This window comes from Pseudomonas sp. BF-R-24, from assembly GCF_019947335.1.
Lineage (GTDB): Bacteria > Pseudomonadota > Gammaproteobacteria > Pseudomonadales > Pseudomonadaceae > Aquipseudomonas > Aquipseudomonas jessenii.
In genome coordinates this window covers 20,192-38,200 of the sequence record NZ_JAGYGG010000025.1, presented here as the reverse complement: position 1 = coordinate 38,200, position 18,009 = coordinate 20,192, and the positions used below count along the sequence as shown (strand labels likewise).

The 18,009-nt window shown below is 60.4% G+C and carries 16 protein-coding genes; 2 read left to right on the top strand and 14 right to left on the bottom strand.

The window, feature by feature from the left end:
- Positions 1 to 49: 49 nt before the first annotated feature.
- The 5 genes from KGA98_RS19520 to KGA98_RS19500 form a co-directional block, all read right to left on the bottom strand.
- Positions 50 to 784, bottom strand: coding sequence for an amino acid ABC transporter ATP-binding protein (locus KGA98_RS19520; RefSeq protein ID WP_057716227.1), 735 nt, complete (start codon positions 782 to 784; stop codon positions 50 to 52).
- On the bottom strand, positions 781 to 1,452 hold the full coding sequence (locus tag KGA98_RS19515; RefSeq protein ID WP_057716226.1) for an amino acid ABC transporter permease: 672 nt from the start codon (positions 1,450 to 1,452) through the stop codon (positions 781 to 783). Before KGA98_RS19515 ends, KGA98_RS19520 begins: the two co-directional genes overlap by 4 nt.
- Positions 1,452 to 2,198 carry an amino acid ABC transporter permease gene (locus tag KGA98_RS19510; RefSeq protein WP_223503220.1) on the bottom strand — a complete coding sequence of 249 codons (747 nt, stop codon included), beginning with the start codon at positions 2,196 to 2,198 and terminating at the stop codon, positions 1,452 to 1,454. The genes KGA98_RS19515 and KGA98_RS19510 overlap by 1 nt, the downstream gene beginning before the upstream one ends.
- A 194-nt stretch (positions 2,199 to 2,392) precedes the next feature.
- On the bottom strand, positions 2,393 to 3,307 hold the full coding sequence (locus KGA98_RS19505; RefSeq protein ID WP_154909574.1) for a glutamate/aspartate ABC transporter substrate-binding protein: 915 nt from the start codon (positions 3,305 to 3,307) through the stop codon (positions 2,393 to 2,395).
- 277 nt (positions 3,308 to 3,584) lie between these two features.
- The gene (locus KGA98_RS19500; RefSeq protein ID WP_223503218.1) at positions 3,585 to 5,213 is read right to left on the bottom strand and encodes a glucan biosynthesis protein D; all 1,629 of its coding nucleotides are present in this window, start codon (positions 5,211 to 5,213) and stop codon (positions 3,585 to 3,587) included.
- Positions 5,214 to 5,628: 415 nt separating this feature from the next.
- On the opposite strand from KGA98_RS19500, the gene KGA98_RS19495 reads away from it, so the two are divergent.
- Positions 5,629 to 5,814: a hypothetical protein gene (locus tag KGA98_RS19495; RefSeq protein WP_090453315.1), complete on the top strand. Its 186-nt coding sequence runs from the start codon at positions 5,629 to 5,631 to the stop codon at positions 5,812 to 5,814.
- A 150-nt stretch (positions 5,815 to 5,964) separates the two neighbouring features.
- On the opposite strand, the gene KGA98_RS19490 is transcribed toward KGA98_RS19495, so the two are convergent.
- The 9 genes from KGA98_RS19490 to KGA98_RS19450 form a co-directional block, all read right to left on the bottom strand.
- Positions 5,965 to 6,471, bottom strand: coding sequence for a Bro-N domain-containing protein (locus KGA98_RS19490; RefSeq protein WP_223503216.1), 507 nt, complete (start codon positions 6,469 to 6,471; stop codon positions 5,965 to 5,967).
- 406 nt (positions 6,472 to 6,877) lie between these two features.
- Positions 6,878 to 8,362, bottom strand: coding sequence for an APC family permease (locus KGA98_RS19485; RefSeq protein ID WP_223503214.1), 1,485 nt, complete (start codon positions 8,360 to 8,362; stop codon positions 6,878 to 6,880).
- Between the two features lie 288 nt (positions 8,363 to 8,650).
- The gene (locus tag KGA98_RS19480; RefSeq protein WP_223503212.1) at positions 8,651 to 10,075 is read right to left on the bottom strand and encodes a gamma-aminobutyraldehyde dehydrogenase; all 1,425 of its coding nucleotides are present in this window, start codon (positions 10,073 to 10,075) and stop codon (positions 8,651 to 8,653) included.
- Positions 10,076 to 10,254: 179 nt separating this feature from the next.
- Positions 10,255 to 11,064 (bottom strand): ABC transporter permease, encoded by an 810-nt coding sequence (locus KGA98_RS19475; RefSeq protein WP_223503210.1) that lies wholly within the window; start codon positions 11,062 to 11,064, stop codon positions 10,255 to 10,257.
- A complete protein-coding gene (locus KGA98_RS19470) occupies positions 11,054 to 12,001 on the bottom strand; it encodes an ABC transporter permease (RefSeq protein ID WP_154909578.1) in 948 nt (315 codons plus the stop codon). Before KGA98_RS19470 ends, KGA98_RS19475 begins: the two co-directional genes overlap by 11 nt.
- A gap of 1 nt (position 12,002) precedes the next feature.
- Positions 12,003 to 13,040, bottom strand: coding sequence for an ABC transporter ATP-binding protein (locus tag KGA98_RS19465; protein WP_057716219.1), 1,038 nt, complete (start codon positions 13,038 to 13,040; stop codon positions 12,003 to 12,005).
- 256 nt (positions 13,041 to 13,296) lie between these two features.
- Positions 13,297 to 14,448: a putative ABC transporter substrate-binding protein YdcS gene (ydcS, locus tag KGA98_RS19460; protein WP_057716218.1), complete on the bottom strand. Its 1,152-nt coding sequence runs from the start codon at positions 14,446 to 14,448 to the stop codon at positions 13,297 to 13,299.
- 83 nt (positions 14,449 to 14,531) lie between these two features.
- Entirely contained in the window at positions 14,532 to 15,989 is a 1,458-nt protein-coding gene (locus tag KGA98_RS19455; RefSeq protein ID WP_223503208.1) for a gamma-aminobutyraldehyde dehydrogenase, read from the bottom strand.
- Between the two features lie 147 nt (positions 15,990 to 16,136).
- A complete protein-coding gene (locus KGA98_RS19450; protein WP_223503206.1) occupies positions 16,137 to 17,051 on the bottom strand; it encodes a LysR family transcriptional regulator in 915 nt (304 codons plus the stop codon).
- A gap of 194 nt (positions 17,052 to 17,245) precedes the next feature.
- Between KGA98_RS19450 and KGA98_RS19445 the strand changes: the two genes are divergently transcribed.
- Positions 17,246 to 17,938 carry a tellurite resistance TerB family protein gene (locus KGA98_RS19445; RefSeq protein ID WP_223503204.1) on the top strand — a complete coding sequence of 231 codons (693 nt, stop codon included), beginning with the start codon at positions 17,246 to 17,248 and terminating at the stop codon, positions 17,936 to 17,938.
- Positions 17,939 to 18,009: the final 71 nt, after the last annotated feature.

Below are 18,009 nucleotides of genomic sequence, written 5' to 3'. Positions count from 1 at the left end.
GAGTACATCGCGAGCAAGCTCGCTCCTACAGGGGAGGGGCGTACAGCTCTTAGTGCTGCAGAATCTTGTTGAGGAAGTGCTGCGTACGCTCCGCGCGGGCATTGATGTCACCGAAGAACTCTTCTTTCTTGCAGTCTTCGATGATCTTGCCCTGGTCCATGAAAATCACGCGGTCGGCCACTTTACGGGCGAAGCCCATTTCGTGGGTCACGCACATCATGGTCATGCCTTCGTGGGCCAGTTGCACCATCACGTCGAGCACTTCGTTGACCATTTCCGGGTCGAGCGCCGAGGTCGGTTCGTCGAACAGCATGACGATCGGGTCCATCGCCAGCGCACGGGCAATCGCCACACGCTGCTGCTGACCGCCGGACAGTTGGCCCGGGTGCTTGTGGGCGTGGGCCGAGAGACCGACGCGCTCGAGCAGTTGCAGGCCTTTCTTGGTGGCCTCTTCCTTGCTGCGGCCCAACACCTTGATCTGCGCGATGGTCAGGTTTTCGGTGATGGTCAGGTGCGGGAACAGCTCGAAATGCTGGAACACCATGCCCACGCGCGAACGCAGTTTCGGCAGGTTGGTCTTCGGGTCGGCGATGGAGGTGCCATCGACCACGATGTCGCCTTTCTGGAACGGTTCCAGGGCGTTGACGCACTTGATCAGGGTCGACTTGCCGGAACCGGATGGCCCGCACACCACGATCACTTCGCCTTTCTTGACCTCGGTGCTGCAATCAGTCAGTACCTGGAAGTCCCCATACCACTTGTTGATGCTTTTGATAGAGATCATACGGCGAACCTTTTTTGCAGACGCTTGACCAGCTGCGAGGCGGCAAAGCTGATGATGAAGTACACGAGACCCGCGAAAATCAGGAACTCATTGGAGCGGCCAATGATGTCGCCACTGGCGCGCGAAGCATTGAGGAAGTCCACCAGACCGACGGCGTAGACCAGCGAGGTGTCCTGAAACAGGATGATGCTCTGTTGCAGCAACAGCGGCGTCATCTTGCGGAACGCTTGCGGCAGGATGATCAGGCGCATCATCTGGCCGTAAGACATGCCCAGCGCCTGAGCCGCGCCCATCTGGCCCTTGGGAATCGACTGCACACCGGCGCGGACGATTTCGCAGAAGTACGCCGCTTCGAACATCATGAAGGCCACGATGCACGAGGCGAACGCGCCGATCGGCGTGTCTTCGCCGGTGATCCAGCGCAGCACGAACGGTACCGCCAGGTAGAACCAGGTGATCACCAGCAGCAAGGGGATCGAGCGGAAATAGTTAACGTACGCGCCGGCGATGTTCGACAGCACTTTGTTGTGGGACAGACGCATCAACGCCAGGATGGTGCCGAGGATGATGCCGCCGATCACGCCCATGGCCATCAGCTTGAGGGTCATGATCATGCCGTTCCACAGGCCCGGCAGGGACGGGATGATGCCCGAGAAGTCGAATTCCATCATTTACCCCCTACGGAAATCAGGCCCGGTACGGCGACTTTCTTCTCGACCACGCGCATCAGCAACATCAGGCTCATGTTCAGGGTGAAGTAGATCAGCGTTGCCAGGGTGAAGGCTTCGAACAGGTTGGCGGAGAACTCGGCGGTCTGCTTGGTCTGCGCGAGCAGCTCCATCAAACCGATCAGCGAGGCCACGGAGGTGTTCTTGAAGACGTTCAGGAATTCCGAGGTAAGCGGCGGAATGATGATCCGGTAGGCCTGGGGCAGCAGCACGTTCCAGTAGATCTGCGGCAGCTTGAAACCCATGGCGCGGGCGGCGGATTCCTGGCCTTTTGGCAGGGCCTGGATACCGGTGCGCACCTGTTCGCAAACCCGGGCGGTAGTGAACAGGCCCAGGCACACCACGACGCTGAGGAAGGCCGAGGTGGTCGGGTTCAGATCCTGCTTGTACCACTCTTGCAGGTCGGCCGGCAGCAGGTCGGGTACCAGGAAGTACCAGATGAACAGCTGAACCAGCAGCGGCACGTTACGGAAGAGTTCGACGTAGCAGGTGGCGATGCCCGATACGATGCGGTTCGGCACGGTACGCATGACGCCCAGGATCGAGCCCAGTGTCAGGGCGATGATCCAGGCCGCGATGGCGATGGCGATGGTCCAGGCCAGACCGGTCACGTACCAGTCGAAATAGGTCTCGCTGCCCACGCCGGTGGACTTGAAGAACACGCCCCAGTCCCAGTTGTAATTCATTAGGGTCTCCCCTCAGTTCAATCGATGTACAAGTGCCCGCTTGGGGGAAGCTCCGTTCCCGCCCGACCTTTACGATCAGGCACACGCTCCCGGCTCGACAGCCACCGGTTCGAGTGTTTCCAAAAAATGCCAGCAGGAAGTGACCACCTCCTGAAAGGGCCAGGGCCCCCTCAGGAGATAAGGTTAGTCAGAAATCAGGACTTCTTGTCGTCAGCCGCTTTATCAGTCGGTTTGGCGATCAGGGCCTTGAGTTCGTCGCTCATCGGGAAGTTCAGGTTCAGGCCTTTTGGCGGGATCGGTTGCATGAACCATTTTTCGTAGATCTTGTTGATCTCGCCCGATGCGTAGGTGGCCTTGATGGCGTCATCCACAGCCTTTTTGAACGGCTCGTCGCCTTTGCGCACCATGCAGCCGTAGATTTCGTAGGACTGTGGAGTGCCGGTAACGGCCCAGTCACTTGCCTTCTTGGCCTTGGCTGCTTCACCGGCCAGCAGGGCGTCGTCCATCATGAAGGCCACTGCGCGGCCGGTTTCCAGCATCTGGAACGACTCGCCGTGGTCTTTGGCGGAGATGACGTTCATGCCCATCTGCTTGTCGGCGTTCATCGCCTTGAGGATGCGCTCGGACGTGGTGCCAGCGGTGGTCACAACGTTCTTGCCGGCCAGATCAGGGAAATCCTTGTACTTGGAGTCTGCCTTGGACAGCAGGCGAGTACCGATTTCGAAGATGCCAACGGAGAAGTCAACTTGCTGCTGACGCTCGACGTTGTTGGTGGTGGAGCCGCACTCGAGGTCCACGGTGCCGTTTTGCACCAGCGGGATACGGGTTTGCGAAGTCACCAGGTTGTACTTGACCTGGAGGTTCGGCATGTCGAGGTCTTTTTTCAGCGCTTCGACGACTTTCAGCTGGATGTCGTGGGAGTAGCCGACCGGTTTGCCGGTAGCGTCGGCAATGTAGGAAAACGGAATGGAAGCGTCGCGATGGCCCAGGGTGATGGTGCCGGACTCTTTGATCTTCTTCAGGGTGCCGGTGAGTTCGGCGGCGAAAACTGGCGTGCTGATCAGAGCGGCAGCAATGGCTGCGCCCAGGATATGGGGAACGATGCGCATCAAATTTTCCTCGACTTTGTTTTTTTTATGGAGCCAGTTCACCGGCCCTTTTGTGCTGCAAAACACCTGAGCGCTACGATGAGTCGGCGCAAAGGACATTCGTCGAAGAAGTGTAGAGCATGACTCGTGCCAGACCAGTGCGAATTGATCAAAGCGTTGATTTATAAGGAAATTAAATATTTTTTGCGTTGGCATTTCACTGAGATGATCCGGTTAACCGAACCGACCCGCAGGTCGCGTTCGGAAAACCGAATGGTGGCAGGGTGCTACCCGATCATCAAATGTATTTTCGCTTGTCCGGTGCTGGCGGGAAGTACTGGTACAACCAGGTTTCACTCAGCGTGCGGTCGTTGGTGCGGATGAACAGGCGCAGCTCGACAGGCTCGACGCTGTCATTGGTCGGGTACCAGTCAAACAGGATGCGGTAGCCCTTGATGTCATCGAGCTTGAGAACGCTGAAATCCTTGACCTCGCCGTTCGAGCAAGTGACTACAGGCTCGATGCCCGCGCCTTCAGGCAAGCGGTCCAGGCCACCGCCGGTGAAGTCCACGGCAAAACGACGGGCCCAGACTGGCGGATAGTGTTCGCCCGGCGCCCAGCCCTCGGTGAAGCCGCCCATCCCGGAACGGGTCGCATTGACCCGTGCGAGCGGCGTTCCGACCGGCGGCAATGCGCTCCAGTACAGCTTGTAGCCGTAATTCAGCGAGTCGCCGGCCGCCACCGGTTTCTTCGGCGTCCAGAAGGCGACGATGTTGTCCATGGTCTCGCCGGTTGTCGGGATCTCCAGCAGATCGACCGAGCCTTCGCCCCACGCCGTGGTCGGTTCTACCCACAGGCTCGGGCGACGGCTGTACCAGTCGACGGTGTCCTGATAGCTGGCGAACTCGTGGTCGGTCTGCACCAGGCCGAAGCCCTTCGGGTCGGTATCGGCGAAGGCATTGAATTGCAGGGTGGCCGGGTTGTTCAGCGGGCGGCAGATCCACTCGCCGTTACCGCGCCACATGGCCAGGCGGTCGGAGTCGTGGATTTGCGGGTGAATGGTGTCGCACATCCGGCGCTCGTGGGTGCCGCAACTGTACATGCTGGTCATCGGCGCGATGCCCAACTGGTCGATGGCGGTGCGTGCGTTGACGTGGGCATCGACCTCCATCACCACGCGCTCGGCCTGGCAGTCGATATCGAAGCGGTAGGCACCGGTGGCGCTCGGCGAGTCGAGCAGGGCGTAGACCACGAAGCGGGTGCTGTCCTTGTTCGGTGTCTCGAACCAGAACTTGGTGAAGTCGGGAAATTCTTCGCGTTTCTTGGCGTAGGTGTCGATCGCCAGACCGCGGGCCGACAAACCGTACTGGCCGGTGGCGTCTACCGCACGGAAGTAACTGGCACCGAGGAAGGACACGACGTCGTGCTTGTCCAGTTCCGGGGCCTTGAACAACTTGAAGCCGGAGAAACCCAGGTCGCCCTTGAGCTGTGCGGTGTCGACCGTGGTGTTTTCATAGTTGAACAGCGACGGGCGGAAATGCACCTCGCGGGCCATCCGGGTTTTCGGATCGACGCTGTACATGCGCACCGGCTGCTTGAACCCCATGCCGACGTGGAAGAACTGCACGTCCAGCTGACCCTTGAGCTCTTTCCACAACGAATGATTGCCGTCGTAGCGAATCGCATTGAAGTTCTGCGGGGTCATGGTCGCCAGGGTCGGCGGCAACTGTTGTTTGGTGTCCTGGTAGCGATTGCTGGCGAGCTGTTTGGCCTGGAGCTTCAGCGCCTCGAAATCGAACGCGGTGGCCTCGCCATCAGCGGTGCCACCGCTGGCGGCCCAGGCCTTGGCGGCCAACAGGCCCGTGGCGGACAAACCGGTGTAGGCCGCGATGGCCATGGAGGCTTTGAGCAAGTTCCTGCGGTGCATAAATACAACCTGTCGTGAGCAATCCCGCGCCGTTCCTGGCACGTGCTGGATCAGAAATATCGGTTCGGACATGCCTTCGGCCAAACGCAACGGACTTATAAACAGATGCCCGACAGCTTAAACCGTTCGAATGCGGAGCAAAATTGATTGATGGCACTGCGCTGGCTCGGCAATGAAACAAGACATGTCGGGAAACAATTCCGACAGGGGTTTCTGATTTAGAGGGCATTTCTGCTTTTTTCGACTAATTACTCTAAAAACCGCTTTTCAGCGCCCGGATTATTTCTATTCTGTGCACATGACCGGTTTATGCCCTTCGGGCCGGTGCGGTTCAGTTGGCATGAGGCGCTGCTGAAAAAGGGTGAGGGCGATGCGGTTTCTGAAGATTTCTTTGACGTAGAGAAGGACATCGTCCATGTCGAAAGTACAAGGCATCACCGAAATATTGGGAATCTTTCCGTGCCTTTCCACTGGCCGGCGAAGACGTCGATTGAATTCCGAAGAGATGAAGCTGGTGGAGCGCTATCGCGAGTTGTCGGAGAGTGACCGGATAGCGATGCGGTATCTGGTGGATGCGATGAGGAGTGTTTCGAGGTTTTGAGTGGACCTGGAGCAGTAATGTAGGAGCGAGCCTGCTCGCGATGTTCGTTAACGATGACGCGTCCGTTCTGGATGTACGCGGTGTCTTTGAGTCCATCGCGAGCAGGCTCGCTCCTACAGTTTCCCTTTTTGATCGGCTCGATTTATCCCTTCAACGGCAAGTGCCAGCGATTGGGAAGGGGCGCTGCACCTGCATCAACTCAGGCATGTCTCGCCACTTGATCCAGGCGTGGTGCTGGTAATGCAGCAAGGGCACCGAAACTCCGGCCCAATTCAAGGAACTCAGGCTTGGCAGGTTCTCCACAGGCTCTGATTTCGCATCACGCAGCGAAGGTATGACTTCGTTGCTCAGCCATTGGCGCAGGTTGCGGTTTTCCGGGACGAAGTGGTGAACCAACAGGGCGTACATGCCTGATTCTCTGACCATCAGGGTTTCGACCGTTTTGCCGTCTTTGCGCAGCCAGACGGTGCGACGTTGGTCTGCGTCGAGTTTCAGGGTGAGCCGTTCATTCAGGGGTTTACCCATCAGGCGCCCAAGGTCCTGAACACAGAACCAGGCTTGGTTGTCTTGCATGAAGGCGTGGAGGAAGCGGTTGTGGCGGGTGAAGACGGTGGGATCGAAATAGGGAAGAGGCGAGCTTTGAGGATGCATTGGCATGGCGTGATTTCCGTTTTGGCCTGGAAAGTCGCCACCAACCCTTCGACAGGTTGGGTGGCGGACCGAGTGGCGTTCGAAGTCGGGACACTTCCAAGTCAAAACGGAAGCCGAAAGGCCCGCGCCACACGGCCCGCCATAATGCAGAACTGAAGGCATAAAACAGCCACAGTTCTATGGGGGCACACGAGCACCGTTTTGACTTGTTCCGGCTTCGACTCCGGGCCGCTGATTTGGCAGCGACGGAACAAAGCCTATCGGTCAGGCGCTCGCGGCGCCAAGTCTACTCTGGCGACGCTTGTTGTAGGAATCGAGGGTTTTTCAGGAAGGCTGTGCCTGTAGGAATTTCCTGTTTTTGCACTGGACAGAACTCGCCCCGAGATCGCACTTGGTCCCGGGGCGATTTTCATTAGTGACTAGCCTTCCAGGCGTCCCCCGCAGGCGCCGTACCGTGGTCATACGGCTTGGCGATCCACATGTAGAGCAGGCCCAGGCCAATTACGATGGCGGTACTTAGCACCATCGCGTAGTTGATGTACCACGCGGCATCCGGGGTGCGTGGCCAGGCCATGTTGATGATGGCACCGACACCATAGACCAGCGCGCCGATGTTCACCGCCCAGCCCCAGGCGCCGAGAGTGAATTTGCCGCTCGGTTTCCAGCCCTTCATGCGGGCGTACAGGGCCGCGAGTACGATCATCTGGAACGCCAGGTAGATGCCGATGGCCGCGAAGCTGACGATGGTGGCGACCGCGTCTTGCAGGAAGAAGCCGAGGATGATGATGAGTGCCGGCAGGACACCGGACACGAACAGCGCGGCAACTGGAACCTGAGTCGTAGGGGAAATCTTCTTCAGCAGTCGGCTGCCGATGAGCATTTCGTCACGGGCGTAGGAATACAGCAGACGACTGGCCGCCGCTTGCAGGCTGATCACGCAGGAGATGAAGGAGATCATCACCACACCCATCACCACTTTCGAACCGACCGGGCCGAAGGCGTTGTTGAGGATGGTGGTGACCGGGTCCCTGTCGGTGCCGTTGATCACCGCTTGCATGTCCGGCACGGCGAGGATCAGCGCCAGGCAGGCGAACATCGCTGCGATGCCGCCGATGTAGATGGTCATGCGCATGGCCACCGGGATTTTCTTGCTCGGGTTCGGGGTTTCTTCGGCCACATCGCCGCAAGCCTCGAAGCCGTAATACAGGAACATCCCCGCCAACGACGCTGTGAGGAAGGCCGGCAGGTACGAGCCGTCGACGCTGATGTCGAAGGTGTTGAACAACACGCTGATGGGTTGATGACGCTCGAAAATCAGCAGGTAAACGCCGACGATCACCGCGCCCACCAGTTCGCAGAGGAAGCCGAACATGGCAATGCGCGCCAGCACTTTGGTGCCACTGAGGTTGACCAGGGTGGCGAACAGCGTCAGCACCAGGGCGATGACAATGTTGGTGTTGTTGTTCGGTTCAAAGCCCATCATGGCGGCGAGGTACGGACCGGCACCCACGGCAACCGCCGCGATAGTGACGCACAGGGCGATGGAGTAGATCCAGCCGACCATCCACGCCCAGCGTTTGCCAACCAAGCGACGAGCCCACGGGTACACGCCACCGGAAATCGGGAACTGCGAAACCACTTCACCGAAGATCAGGCACACCAGTAATTGGCCGCAACCGACCAGCAAATAGGCCCAGAACATTGGTGGCCCGCCTGCTGCCAGGCACAGGCCGAACAGGGTATACACCCCGACCACCGGGGACAGGTAGGTGAAGCCCAAGGCGAAGTTTTCCCACAGGCTCATGCTGCGATTGAAATTGGAGGTGTAACCCAGTTTGCGTAGTTGCTCGGCATCGCTGTCGGCAAGGGCTACAGAGAGATCGGGTGATGCACTCATGTGTGATAGCTCCGGAAAATCGGCAGATTTCGGATGTCCGAAACCGTGACGGGGCCTTGAAGGCACCGCCCGGATCGGTGGTTATTGTTTTGTCTTCTTTGGGGTGGAGCCTGGTGGTGCGTACTGCCGGTTTCTGCCTTGAAACCGAGGTGACCCATTCGCTGTAGGAGCAGCCGGTCGACGCTCGATTGCTCGCGAAGAACCTGAGGACACCGCGGGGCGTCAGGATCCCCGCGTCAACGTTGACGTCCATCGCGAGCAAGCTCGCTCCTACAGGCGATGCTTTTCTTAGTGCTTGAACATCACATGCCGCACAACGGTGTAGTCCTCCAGCCCATACATGGACATGTCCTTGCCATAGCCGGACAGTTTCTGACCGCCGTGGGGCATTTCGCTAACCAGCATGAAGTGCGTATTCACCCAGGTGCAGCCGTACTGCAAACGCGCTGACAGGCGATGGGCGCGGCCGACGTCGGTGGTCCACACGGAGGAGGCCAGGCCGTAGTCCGAATCGTTGGCCCAGCCCAGCACTTGGGCTTCATCGGTGAATTTGGTTACCGACACCACTGGCCCGAACACTTCGCGGCGCACGATTTCGTCGTCCTGTTGTGCGTCGGCCAACACGGTCGGTTCGAAGAAGAAACCATCGCCCTCAACCGCCTTGCCGCCAGTGATCAAGCGGATGTGCGGCTGGGCGATGGCGCGCTCGACGAAGCCGGCAACGCGGTCGCGGTGTTGCGCGGTGATCAGCGGGCCGAGTTCGGTCGACGGATCATCCTGCAAGCCGTACTTGATGCTGCTGACGGCGGCGCCGAGCTTCTCCACGAACTTGTCGTAAATGCCTTCCTGGGCATAGATGCGGCAGGCGGCGGTGCAGTCCTGGCCTGCGTTGTAGAAACCGAAGGTGCGGATGCCTTCGACGGCGGCATCGATGTCGGCGTCGTCGAAGATGATCACCGGGGCTTTGCCGCCCAGTTCCATGTGCATGCGTTTGACGGTGTCGGCGGTGCTGGAAATGATGTTCGAGCCGGTGGCAATCGAACCGGTCAGCGACACCATGCGCACTTTCGGGTGAGTGACCAATGGGCTGCCGACGGTAGGACCACGGCCGAACACCAGGTTGAGTACGCCGGCCGGGAAGATATCCAACGCCAGTTCAGCCAGGCGCAGGGCTGTCAGCGGAGTCTGTTCCGACGGTTTGAGCACCACGGTATTACCGGCGGCGAGGGCCGGGGCGATTTTCCAGGCGACCATCATCAATGGGTAGTTCCACGGCGCAATGGAGGCGATCACGCCCACCGGATCTCGGCGGATCATCGAGGTGTGACCCGGCAAGTACTCGCCACCGGTTGAACCACTCATGCAGCGGCTGGCGCCGGCGAAGAAACGGAACACGTCGGCAATTGCCGGGATCTCGTCGTTCAGCGCAGCGCTGTAAGGCTTGCCGCAGTTGTCCGATTCCAGTTTGGCCAGTTCTTCGCCGTGGGCTTCGATGGCATCGGCGAGTTTGAGCAGCAGCAGCGAGCGGTCTTTCGGCGGGGTATGCGACCAGCTGTCGAACGCAGCGTCGGCGGCGCGCACGGCGGCATCGACCTGGGCTTCGCTGGCTTCGTTGATTTCCACCAGCACACTACCCAGCGCCGGGTTGAACACTGGTTGGGCGGGGCCTTCGCCGCTTTGCAGTTGGCCGTTGATCAGGAGTTTGGTTTGCATGGCTTTGTCCTCTTCGGAACTGTTGTTTTTTCTCTGTGGAAACCGGCTCTAATTGTGGGAGCGGGCTTGCTCGCGAAAGCGGTGTGTCAGGCACCATCACTGTTGAATGTGATGGCCTCTTCGCGAGCAAGCCCGCTCCCACATTGAATTCGGCTCCTACCGGGAGTAATCGTTGTCAGTTACTTACCACCACTGCCCGCCACGCTCTCACCACCACGGGTCAGGTAATAGGCGCCGAGGATCGGCAGCATGGTCACCAACATCACCAGCATCGCCACGACGTTGGTCACCGGCACGTCCCGTGGGCGGCTGAGCTGGTTGAGCAGCCACAGCGGCAGGGTGCGTTCATGGCCGGCGGTGAAGGTGGTGACGATGATTTCGTCAAACGACAGGGCAAACGCCAGCATGCCGCCGGCCAGCAATGCCGAGCCGAGGTTCGGCAGGATGATGTAACGGAAGGTCTGCCAGCCGTCGGCGCCGAGGTCCATCGAGGCCTCGATCAAGCTGTGTGAGGTGCGGCGCAAGCGGGCGATGACGTTGTTGTAGACGATCACCACACAGAAGGTCGCGTGGCCGACGATGATGGTGAACATCCCCGGCTCGATTCCCAGTGTCTTGAAGGTCGCCAGCAATGCGATCCCGGTGATGATCCCCGGCAGGGCAATCGGCAGGATCAGCATCAGCGAGATGCCTTGTTTGCCGAAGAAGTCCCGGCGGTACAACGCGGCCGAAGCCAATGTGCCAAGGACCATGGCGATCAGGGTGGCAATCGAGGCGATCTGCAACGACAGCTTGATGGCCTCGAGCACATCCGGTCGCGAGAACGCGACGCCGATCCACTTCCAGGTGAAGCCCTTTGGCGGAAAGCTGAACGCCGCGTCTTCGGTATTGAAGGCGTACAGGAAGATGACCAGGATCGGGAAGTGCAGGAACACCAACCCGCCCCAGGCGGCGAGGCGCAGGCCCAGGGAAGCTTTGTCAGAGTGCATCGAAGGCCCCCAGTCGTTTGACAATGGACAGGTAAATGGCGATCAGCACGATAGGCACCAGGGTGAAGGCAGCGGCCATCGGCATGTTGCCGATCGCCCCTTGCTGGGCGTACACCATGCTGCCGACGAAGTAGCCGGGCGGGCCGACCAGTTGCGGCACGATGAAGTCGCCCAGGGTCAGCGAGAAGGTGAAGATGGAACCGGCGGCAATGCCCGGGATCGACAGCGGCAGAATCACTTGCATGAAGGTCTGGCGCGGTTTGGCGCCGAGGTCGGCGGAGGCTTGCAGCAGCGAAGGCGGCAGGCGTTCCAGCGAGGCCTGGATCGGCAGGATCATGAACGGCAGCCAGATGTAGACGAACACCATGAAACGCCCCAGGTGCGAGGTCGACAAGGTGCTGCCGCCAACTCCCGGAATGCCCAGTACGAACTGCAGGACCGGCTCCAGCCCCAGGTGCTGCACGAACCACTGCGCCACGCCGCCCTTGGCCAGCAGCAGTGTCCAGGCATAGGCCTTGACGATGTAACTGGCCCACATCGGCATCATCACCGCGATGTAGAAGAACGCCTTGGTCTTGCCGGTGGTGTAGCGCGCCATGTAGTAGGCAATCGGGAACGCGACGATGGCGCTGGCAATCGATACGGCAATCGCCATGCCCAGGGTGCGCAGGATGATGTCGAAGTTCGACGGCTGGAACAGCGCGGTAAAGTTCGCCAGGGTCAGGTCAGGGGTGACCGCCATGGTGAAGTCATCGAAGGTGTAGAAACCTTGCCACAGCAGGACCAGCAATGAACCCAGGTAGATCGCGCCGAACCACAGCAACGGCGGCACCAGCAGCATCGACAGGTACAGGTTCGGCCGGCGATACAGCAGGTTGGAAAACCTGCGCAACGGCGAGCCGCCTGACGAGGTTTGAGAAATAGCCAAGGTGCTCATCTCACACCCCGCCTGCAACGGTATCGTGCAACGGAATCATTGCCTCGCGCGCCCAGCGTGCGCTGATGCGCTGCCCGGTCTGGTGCTGTGCACTGGTGTCCAGCCACTGGTTGTTGGCCTTGCTGATGTTCAGGGTCTGGCCGTTTTCCAGTTTCAGCTCATAGCGAGTCGCACTGCCCTGGTACTGGATGTCATGCAGCAAACCGCTGACTTCAATCTCGTGGCTGGCCAGCGGACCTTCGGCGAATCGCACGTGTTCCGGGCGAATCGAAAACGGCTGTGGATTGCCACTGAGCTGCCAGGCCAGGTCACCGCGAATCACGTTGGAGGTGCCAACGAATTCCGCCACGAAGGTGGTGGCCGGTTTCATGTACAGGTTGCGCGGGCTATCGACTTGTTCGATGCGCCCCTTGTTGAACACCGCCACGCGGTCGGACATCGACAGCGCTTCGGTCTGGTCGTGGGTGACAAAAATGAAGGTGATGCCGAGCTGGCGTTGCAGCTTCTTCAGCTCGCCCTGCATTTGCTCGCGCAACTTCAGGTCGAGGGCGCCGAGGGGTTCGTCGAGCAGCAGCACCCGTGGACGGTTGACCAGGGCGCGGGCCAGGGCCACACGCTGGCGCTGACCGCCGGAAAGTTGCACCGGCTTGCGCTCGCCGTAGCCACCGAGGGCGACCATGTCGAGGGCTTCTTCGGCGCGCTTGAGACGTTCGGCCTTGCCGACGCCTTTGACTTTCAAGCCGTAGGCGACGTTGTCGCGAACGTTCATGTGCGGGAACAACGCGTAATCCTGGAACACGGTGTTCACGTCGCGCTGGTACGGCGGCAGGCCGGCGGCCTCCTCGCCATGAATACGGATGGAGCCCGCGCTCGGTTGTTCAAAACCGGCAATCAGGCGCAAACAGGTGGTCTTGCCCGAGCCGGACGGCCCCAGCATGGAGAAAAACTCGCCGTCCTGGATGTCGATGGAAACCCGGTCTACGGCTTTCACTTCGCCGAATTGACGGGAAACGTTGGTGAACTGGACTGCAAGCGTCATGGTGCGATGCTCCAAAAAGGCGAAGGCCGTCGCAGCGGCCCTGCCTGGACTTCTGAAAAAACTGAATCGTGTTCGCGCATGTGTGGCTGGAATACTGACTGTGGCGAGGGGGCTTGCCCCCGTTGGGCTGCGCAGCAGCCCTGAAAACGGTGGACGCGGTCTGCCAGACCGCAGTGACGGACTAGGGGAGGGCTTCGCCCTCCAACGGGGGCAAGCCCCCTCGCCACAAAAGCGTTTTTGCCACAGAAACGGTGTGTTACCTGCCGCCCATGATCGCGATGTAGTCCTGGGTCCAGCGGCTGTATGGCACGAACTTGCCGCCTTCAGCCTGCGGGGTTTTCCAGAAGGCGATCTTGTCGAAATTGTCGAAACCGTTGGTCTTGCAGCCTTCGGCGCCGAGCAATTCACTGCCCTTGCACGCTGCCGGCACCGCTGGCAACGAGCCGAACCAGGCCGCTACGTCACCCTGGACTTTCGGTTGCAGCGACCAGTCCATCCACTTGTAGGCACAATTGGGGTGCTTGGCTTCGGCATGCAGCATGGTGGTGTCGGCCCACCCGGTGGCGCCTTCTTTCGGGATGGTCGAGGCGATTGGCTGCTTCTCGTTCATCAGGCCGTTGACCTGATACGGCCAGGCACCGGAGGCGACCACGCCTTCGTTCTTGAAGTCGCTCATTTGCACGGTGGTGTCGTGCCAGTAGCGGTGGATCAACGGCTGCTGGGCGCGCAGCAGATCGAGCACGGCCTTGTACTGGGCTTCGGTCAGTTCGTACGGGCTCTGGATGCCCAGTTCCGGCTTGGCGGACTTCAGGTACAGCGCCGCGTCGGCGATGTAGATCGGGCCGTCATAGGCCTGCACGCGACCCTTGTTCGGCTTGCCGTCCGGCAGGTTTTCCGCGTTGAACAACACGCCCCAGCTGGTGGGCGCGGTCTTGAACACGTTGGTGTTGTACATCAGCACGTTCGGGCCCCATTGGTACGGGGTGCCGTAGGTCTGCTTGTTGACCACGTACCAGGGTGCATCCTTGAGGCGCGGGTCGAGGTTTTTCCAGTTCGGGATCAACGCGGTGTTGATCGGCTGCACACGCTTGCCAACGATCAGGCGCAGGGAGGCGTCGCCGGACGCCGTGACCAGATCGTAACCGCCCTTGGCCATCAGGCTGACCATTTCATCGGAGGTGGCGGCGGTCTTGACGTTGACCTTGCAGCCGGTTTCCTTCTCGAAACCGGTCACCCAGTCGTAGGCCTTGTCGCTCTCGCCACGTTCGATGTAGCCGGGCCAGGCCACAATATCCAGTTGGCCTTCGCCCGCCCCGACAGCTTTGAGCGGCTCGGCGGCCTGGACACTGGCGCTGGCCAGCAGCGCGGTGGTGATTGCACTGAGCAGTGCGGTCTTGTGCACGAACATTGGAATTCCCTCTTCTTTAAATTATGGTCGGGGCAGTTGTGAACGTGGTGAAGCATGCCGTTGGCGGCTTGTTATTAGCTTAGTCAGAGATGCTCGCCATGGCGGGCCATGATGTGCCGCACCACGCTGTAGTCCTGAAGCGAATCGCTGGACAGGTCCTTGCCGTAGCCCGAGCGCTTCAAGCCGCCGTGGGGCATTTCGCTGACCAGCATGAAGTGGCTGTTGATCCAGGTGCAGCCGTACTGCAAGCGCGCCGCGACCTGCATGGCCTTGTCGAGGTTCTGGGTCCAGACCGACGAGGCCAGGCCGTATTCCGAGTCGTTGGCCCAGTCCACCGCTTGTTCCAGCTCATCGAAGCGGGTCACGGTGACCACCGGCCCGAACACTTCGCGCTGGACGATCTCGTCACTTTGCTTGCAACCGGCGAGCAGGGTCGGCTGGTAATAGAAGCCGGCGCCGGAGTGCACCGCGGCACCGGTCACCCGTTCGATGTGCGGCTGGCCCAAGGCGCGTTCGACGAAACTGGCTACGCGGTCGCGTTGGCGGGTACTGATCAGCGGGCCGATTTCGTTGTCGGCATCGCGCTTGCCGGCGAAACGCAGGCTGCTGACGGCCGCACCGAGCTCGGCCACCAGACGGTCATGAATCCCGGCCTGGGCATAAATGCGGCAAGCGGCGGTGCAATCCTGGCCGGCGTTGTAGTAGCCGTAGGTGCGTACGCCTTCGACCACGGCCTGAATGTCGGCATCGTTGCAGACGATCACCGGGGCCTTGCCACCGAGTTCGAGGTGGGTGCGTTTGAGTGTCTTCGACGCGGCCTGGAGAATCTTTTGGCCGGTGACGATATCGCCGGTCAGCGACACCATGCGCACTTTAGGGTGGCTCACCAGGTGGCTGCCGACGCCTTCGCCGCCACCGCAAATAATGTTGATTACACCGCGCGGCAGGATCTCGGCCAGCGCTGGCGCCAGGGCCAGGATCGACAGCGGCGTGTGTTCCGACGGCTTGAACACCAGGGTGTTGCCAGCGGCGAGGGCCGGGGCGATTTTCCACGCGGCCATCATGATCGGGTAGTTCCACGGCGCAATCGACGCCACGACCCCGATAGGATCGCGCCGGACCATGCTGGTGTAGCCCGGCAGGTATTCGCCGCTGAGCTGGCCGGTCTGGCAACGCACGGCACCGGCGAAGAAGCGGAACACGTCGACCGTGGCATTGAGGTCATCCTGACGGGCCAGGTGCAACGGCTTGCCGCAATTCAGGGCTTCGAGACGGGCGAGATGGTCGGCGTTTTTTTCGATGGCGTTGGCGATGTCCAACAGCAGGTTTGAGCGCTGTTGTGGCGTGGTCCGCGACCAACCGGCAAAGGCGCGGTGGGCGGCGAGGATGGCTGCTTCGACTTGTTCGGTGCCGGCTTCGGCGATCTGCGTCAGGATTTCGCCGGTGGCAGGATTGATGATGGGTTCGGCACAGCCTTGCCCTGCGACTAATTCACCATCGATCAACAAGGCGGTGAACAACGGGGTCTGCGCGCCAGCCATTTTTCGGGTTCTCGTTTTTTGTGTGGCTTGTTGTGTAGACATGGCAGCGCTCCCTGTGACTGGGCCCCGGCCGTCTTTATTAGATGCAACAAGACTAGTTCGCGGACCCGAGGACAACAAATACTAAATACTGAAGGTAGCGTTCGATTAAATAGATGGCTTGCGCCCGCCGTGGGGTTGTTCACGCGCGACCGTGAGGAACGGGTCCACCAGCGCCGGCCGCGCGGTGCCGCGACGCCAGGCCAGGCCGACATCCAGGGTCTGGCTGAGGTCGGCGATCGGCCGCGCTTCGATGATGTCGCCCTCCAGTGACCACGGGCGATAGGTCATGTCGGGCTGGATCGATACGCCCAGGCCAGCGGCTACAAGGCTTCGCACCGCTTCGGTCGAGGCCGTGCGCAGGGTGATGCGCGGTTGCAAGGAGGCGGCGGACCACATACGTTGGGCATTGCGGTCCATTTCATCGACGTTCAGTTGAATCAATGGCTCGCGGGCCACGTCGGCGAGGTTGATGCTGTCGTGTTCCAGCAGCGGGTGCTGGGCCGGCAGCCATAGCCGGTGCGGCGAGCGGGTCAACACTTCGGTCTGCAATGCGTGGCGGTCTTCGAGGTTGGACAGGATCAGCACGCCGACATCGATCTCGCCGCTGACCAGCAAATGCTCGATGTACGGGCGCTCATCCTCCATAACTCGGATTTCCACGTTGGGGTAGGCGCGCTGGAAACGGGTGAGCAAATCCGCCAGGTAATAACCGGCCACCAGGCTGGTCACGCCGACGATCAGTTGCCCGGCGACCTGGTCGGTGCTCTGTTGCAGGCTGCGCTTGGCGTTATCCACCGTGGCCAGGATCAAGTGCGCCTGACGCAGGAATTGATGCCCCTGGTGGGTCAGGGTCATGCCCTTGGCATGGCGGTTGAACAGGCTGACGCCGATTTCCTCCTCCAGTTGCTGGATTGCCAGGGTCAGGGTCGACTGGGAAATGAACGCGGTTTGCGCGGCAGCCGAGATCGAGCCGGTCTCGGCCACGGCGATGAAATGACGGATCTGACGCAAAGTCATCATGGGAAAGCACCCGGTGGGCTGTTTTTATCGATTGGCGAGAGTGTATATCGTTTTTTTTGATAGGCCGGGGCAAGCGGCAATGGGTGCATTGAGGGAGTGCAACATCTGGAAGCACTCTCGCCCACGGGGCGTGGGCACTTTCGTTTTAGGCTGGTGGTCTTGGTTTCAGGTTAAACGTCTTGTGGAGGCGGTAAATGAATACCCGTGGATTGCTCGATCAACTACTCAAGTCCGGCCAGGACCTGTTGCAGAACAAGGCCGGCAGCCCGCAGCAAAAGGGTGCGAGCGGTGGCAGCGGAGGCCTCGGCAGCTTGCTCTCCGGTGCGAGTGGCGGGGCATTGGCGGCAGGCGCCATGGGCTTGCTGCTCGGCAGCAAAAAGGCCCGTAAAGTCGGGGGCAAGGTCGCGGTCTACGGCGGTCTCGCCGCGTTGGGCGTGCTGGCCTATAAAGCCTACGGTAACTGGCAGGCGCAGCAGGGCGGTGCGGCCGGTGCGCAACCGCAAACCCTGGACCGCGTACCGGACGCACAAGTCGAGCTGCACAGTCAGGCGATTCTCAAGGCGCTGGTGGCCGCGGCCAAGGCTGACGGTCATGTCGATGAGCGTGAGCGTGCCTTGATCGAAGGCGAATTCACCCGGCTCGACAGCGATCAGGAGCTGCAACACTGGCTGCACGCCGAGCTCAACAAGCCACTGGACCCGAGCGATGTCGCCCGCGCCGCCCGCTCCCCGGAAATCGCCGCCGAGATGTACATCGCCAGCGTGATGATGGTGGACGAGGAAAACTTCATGGAGAAGGCCTATCTCGATGAGCTGGCGCGGCAGCTCAAGCTGGAGCCGGGGTTGAAGGCCGAGCTGGAAAAGCAGGTTCGCCAGGCTTCCCTGTAATCCGTCAGACTGTATTCGCGAGCAGGCTCGCTCCCACATCAGGTCTTCAGTGATCACAGATTCTGCATACA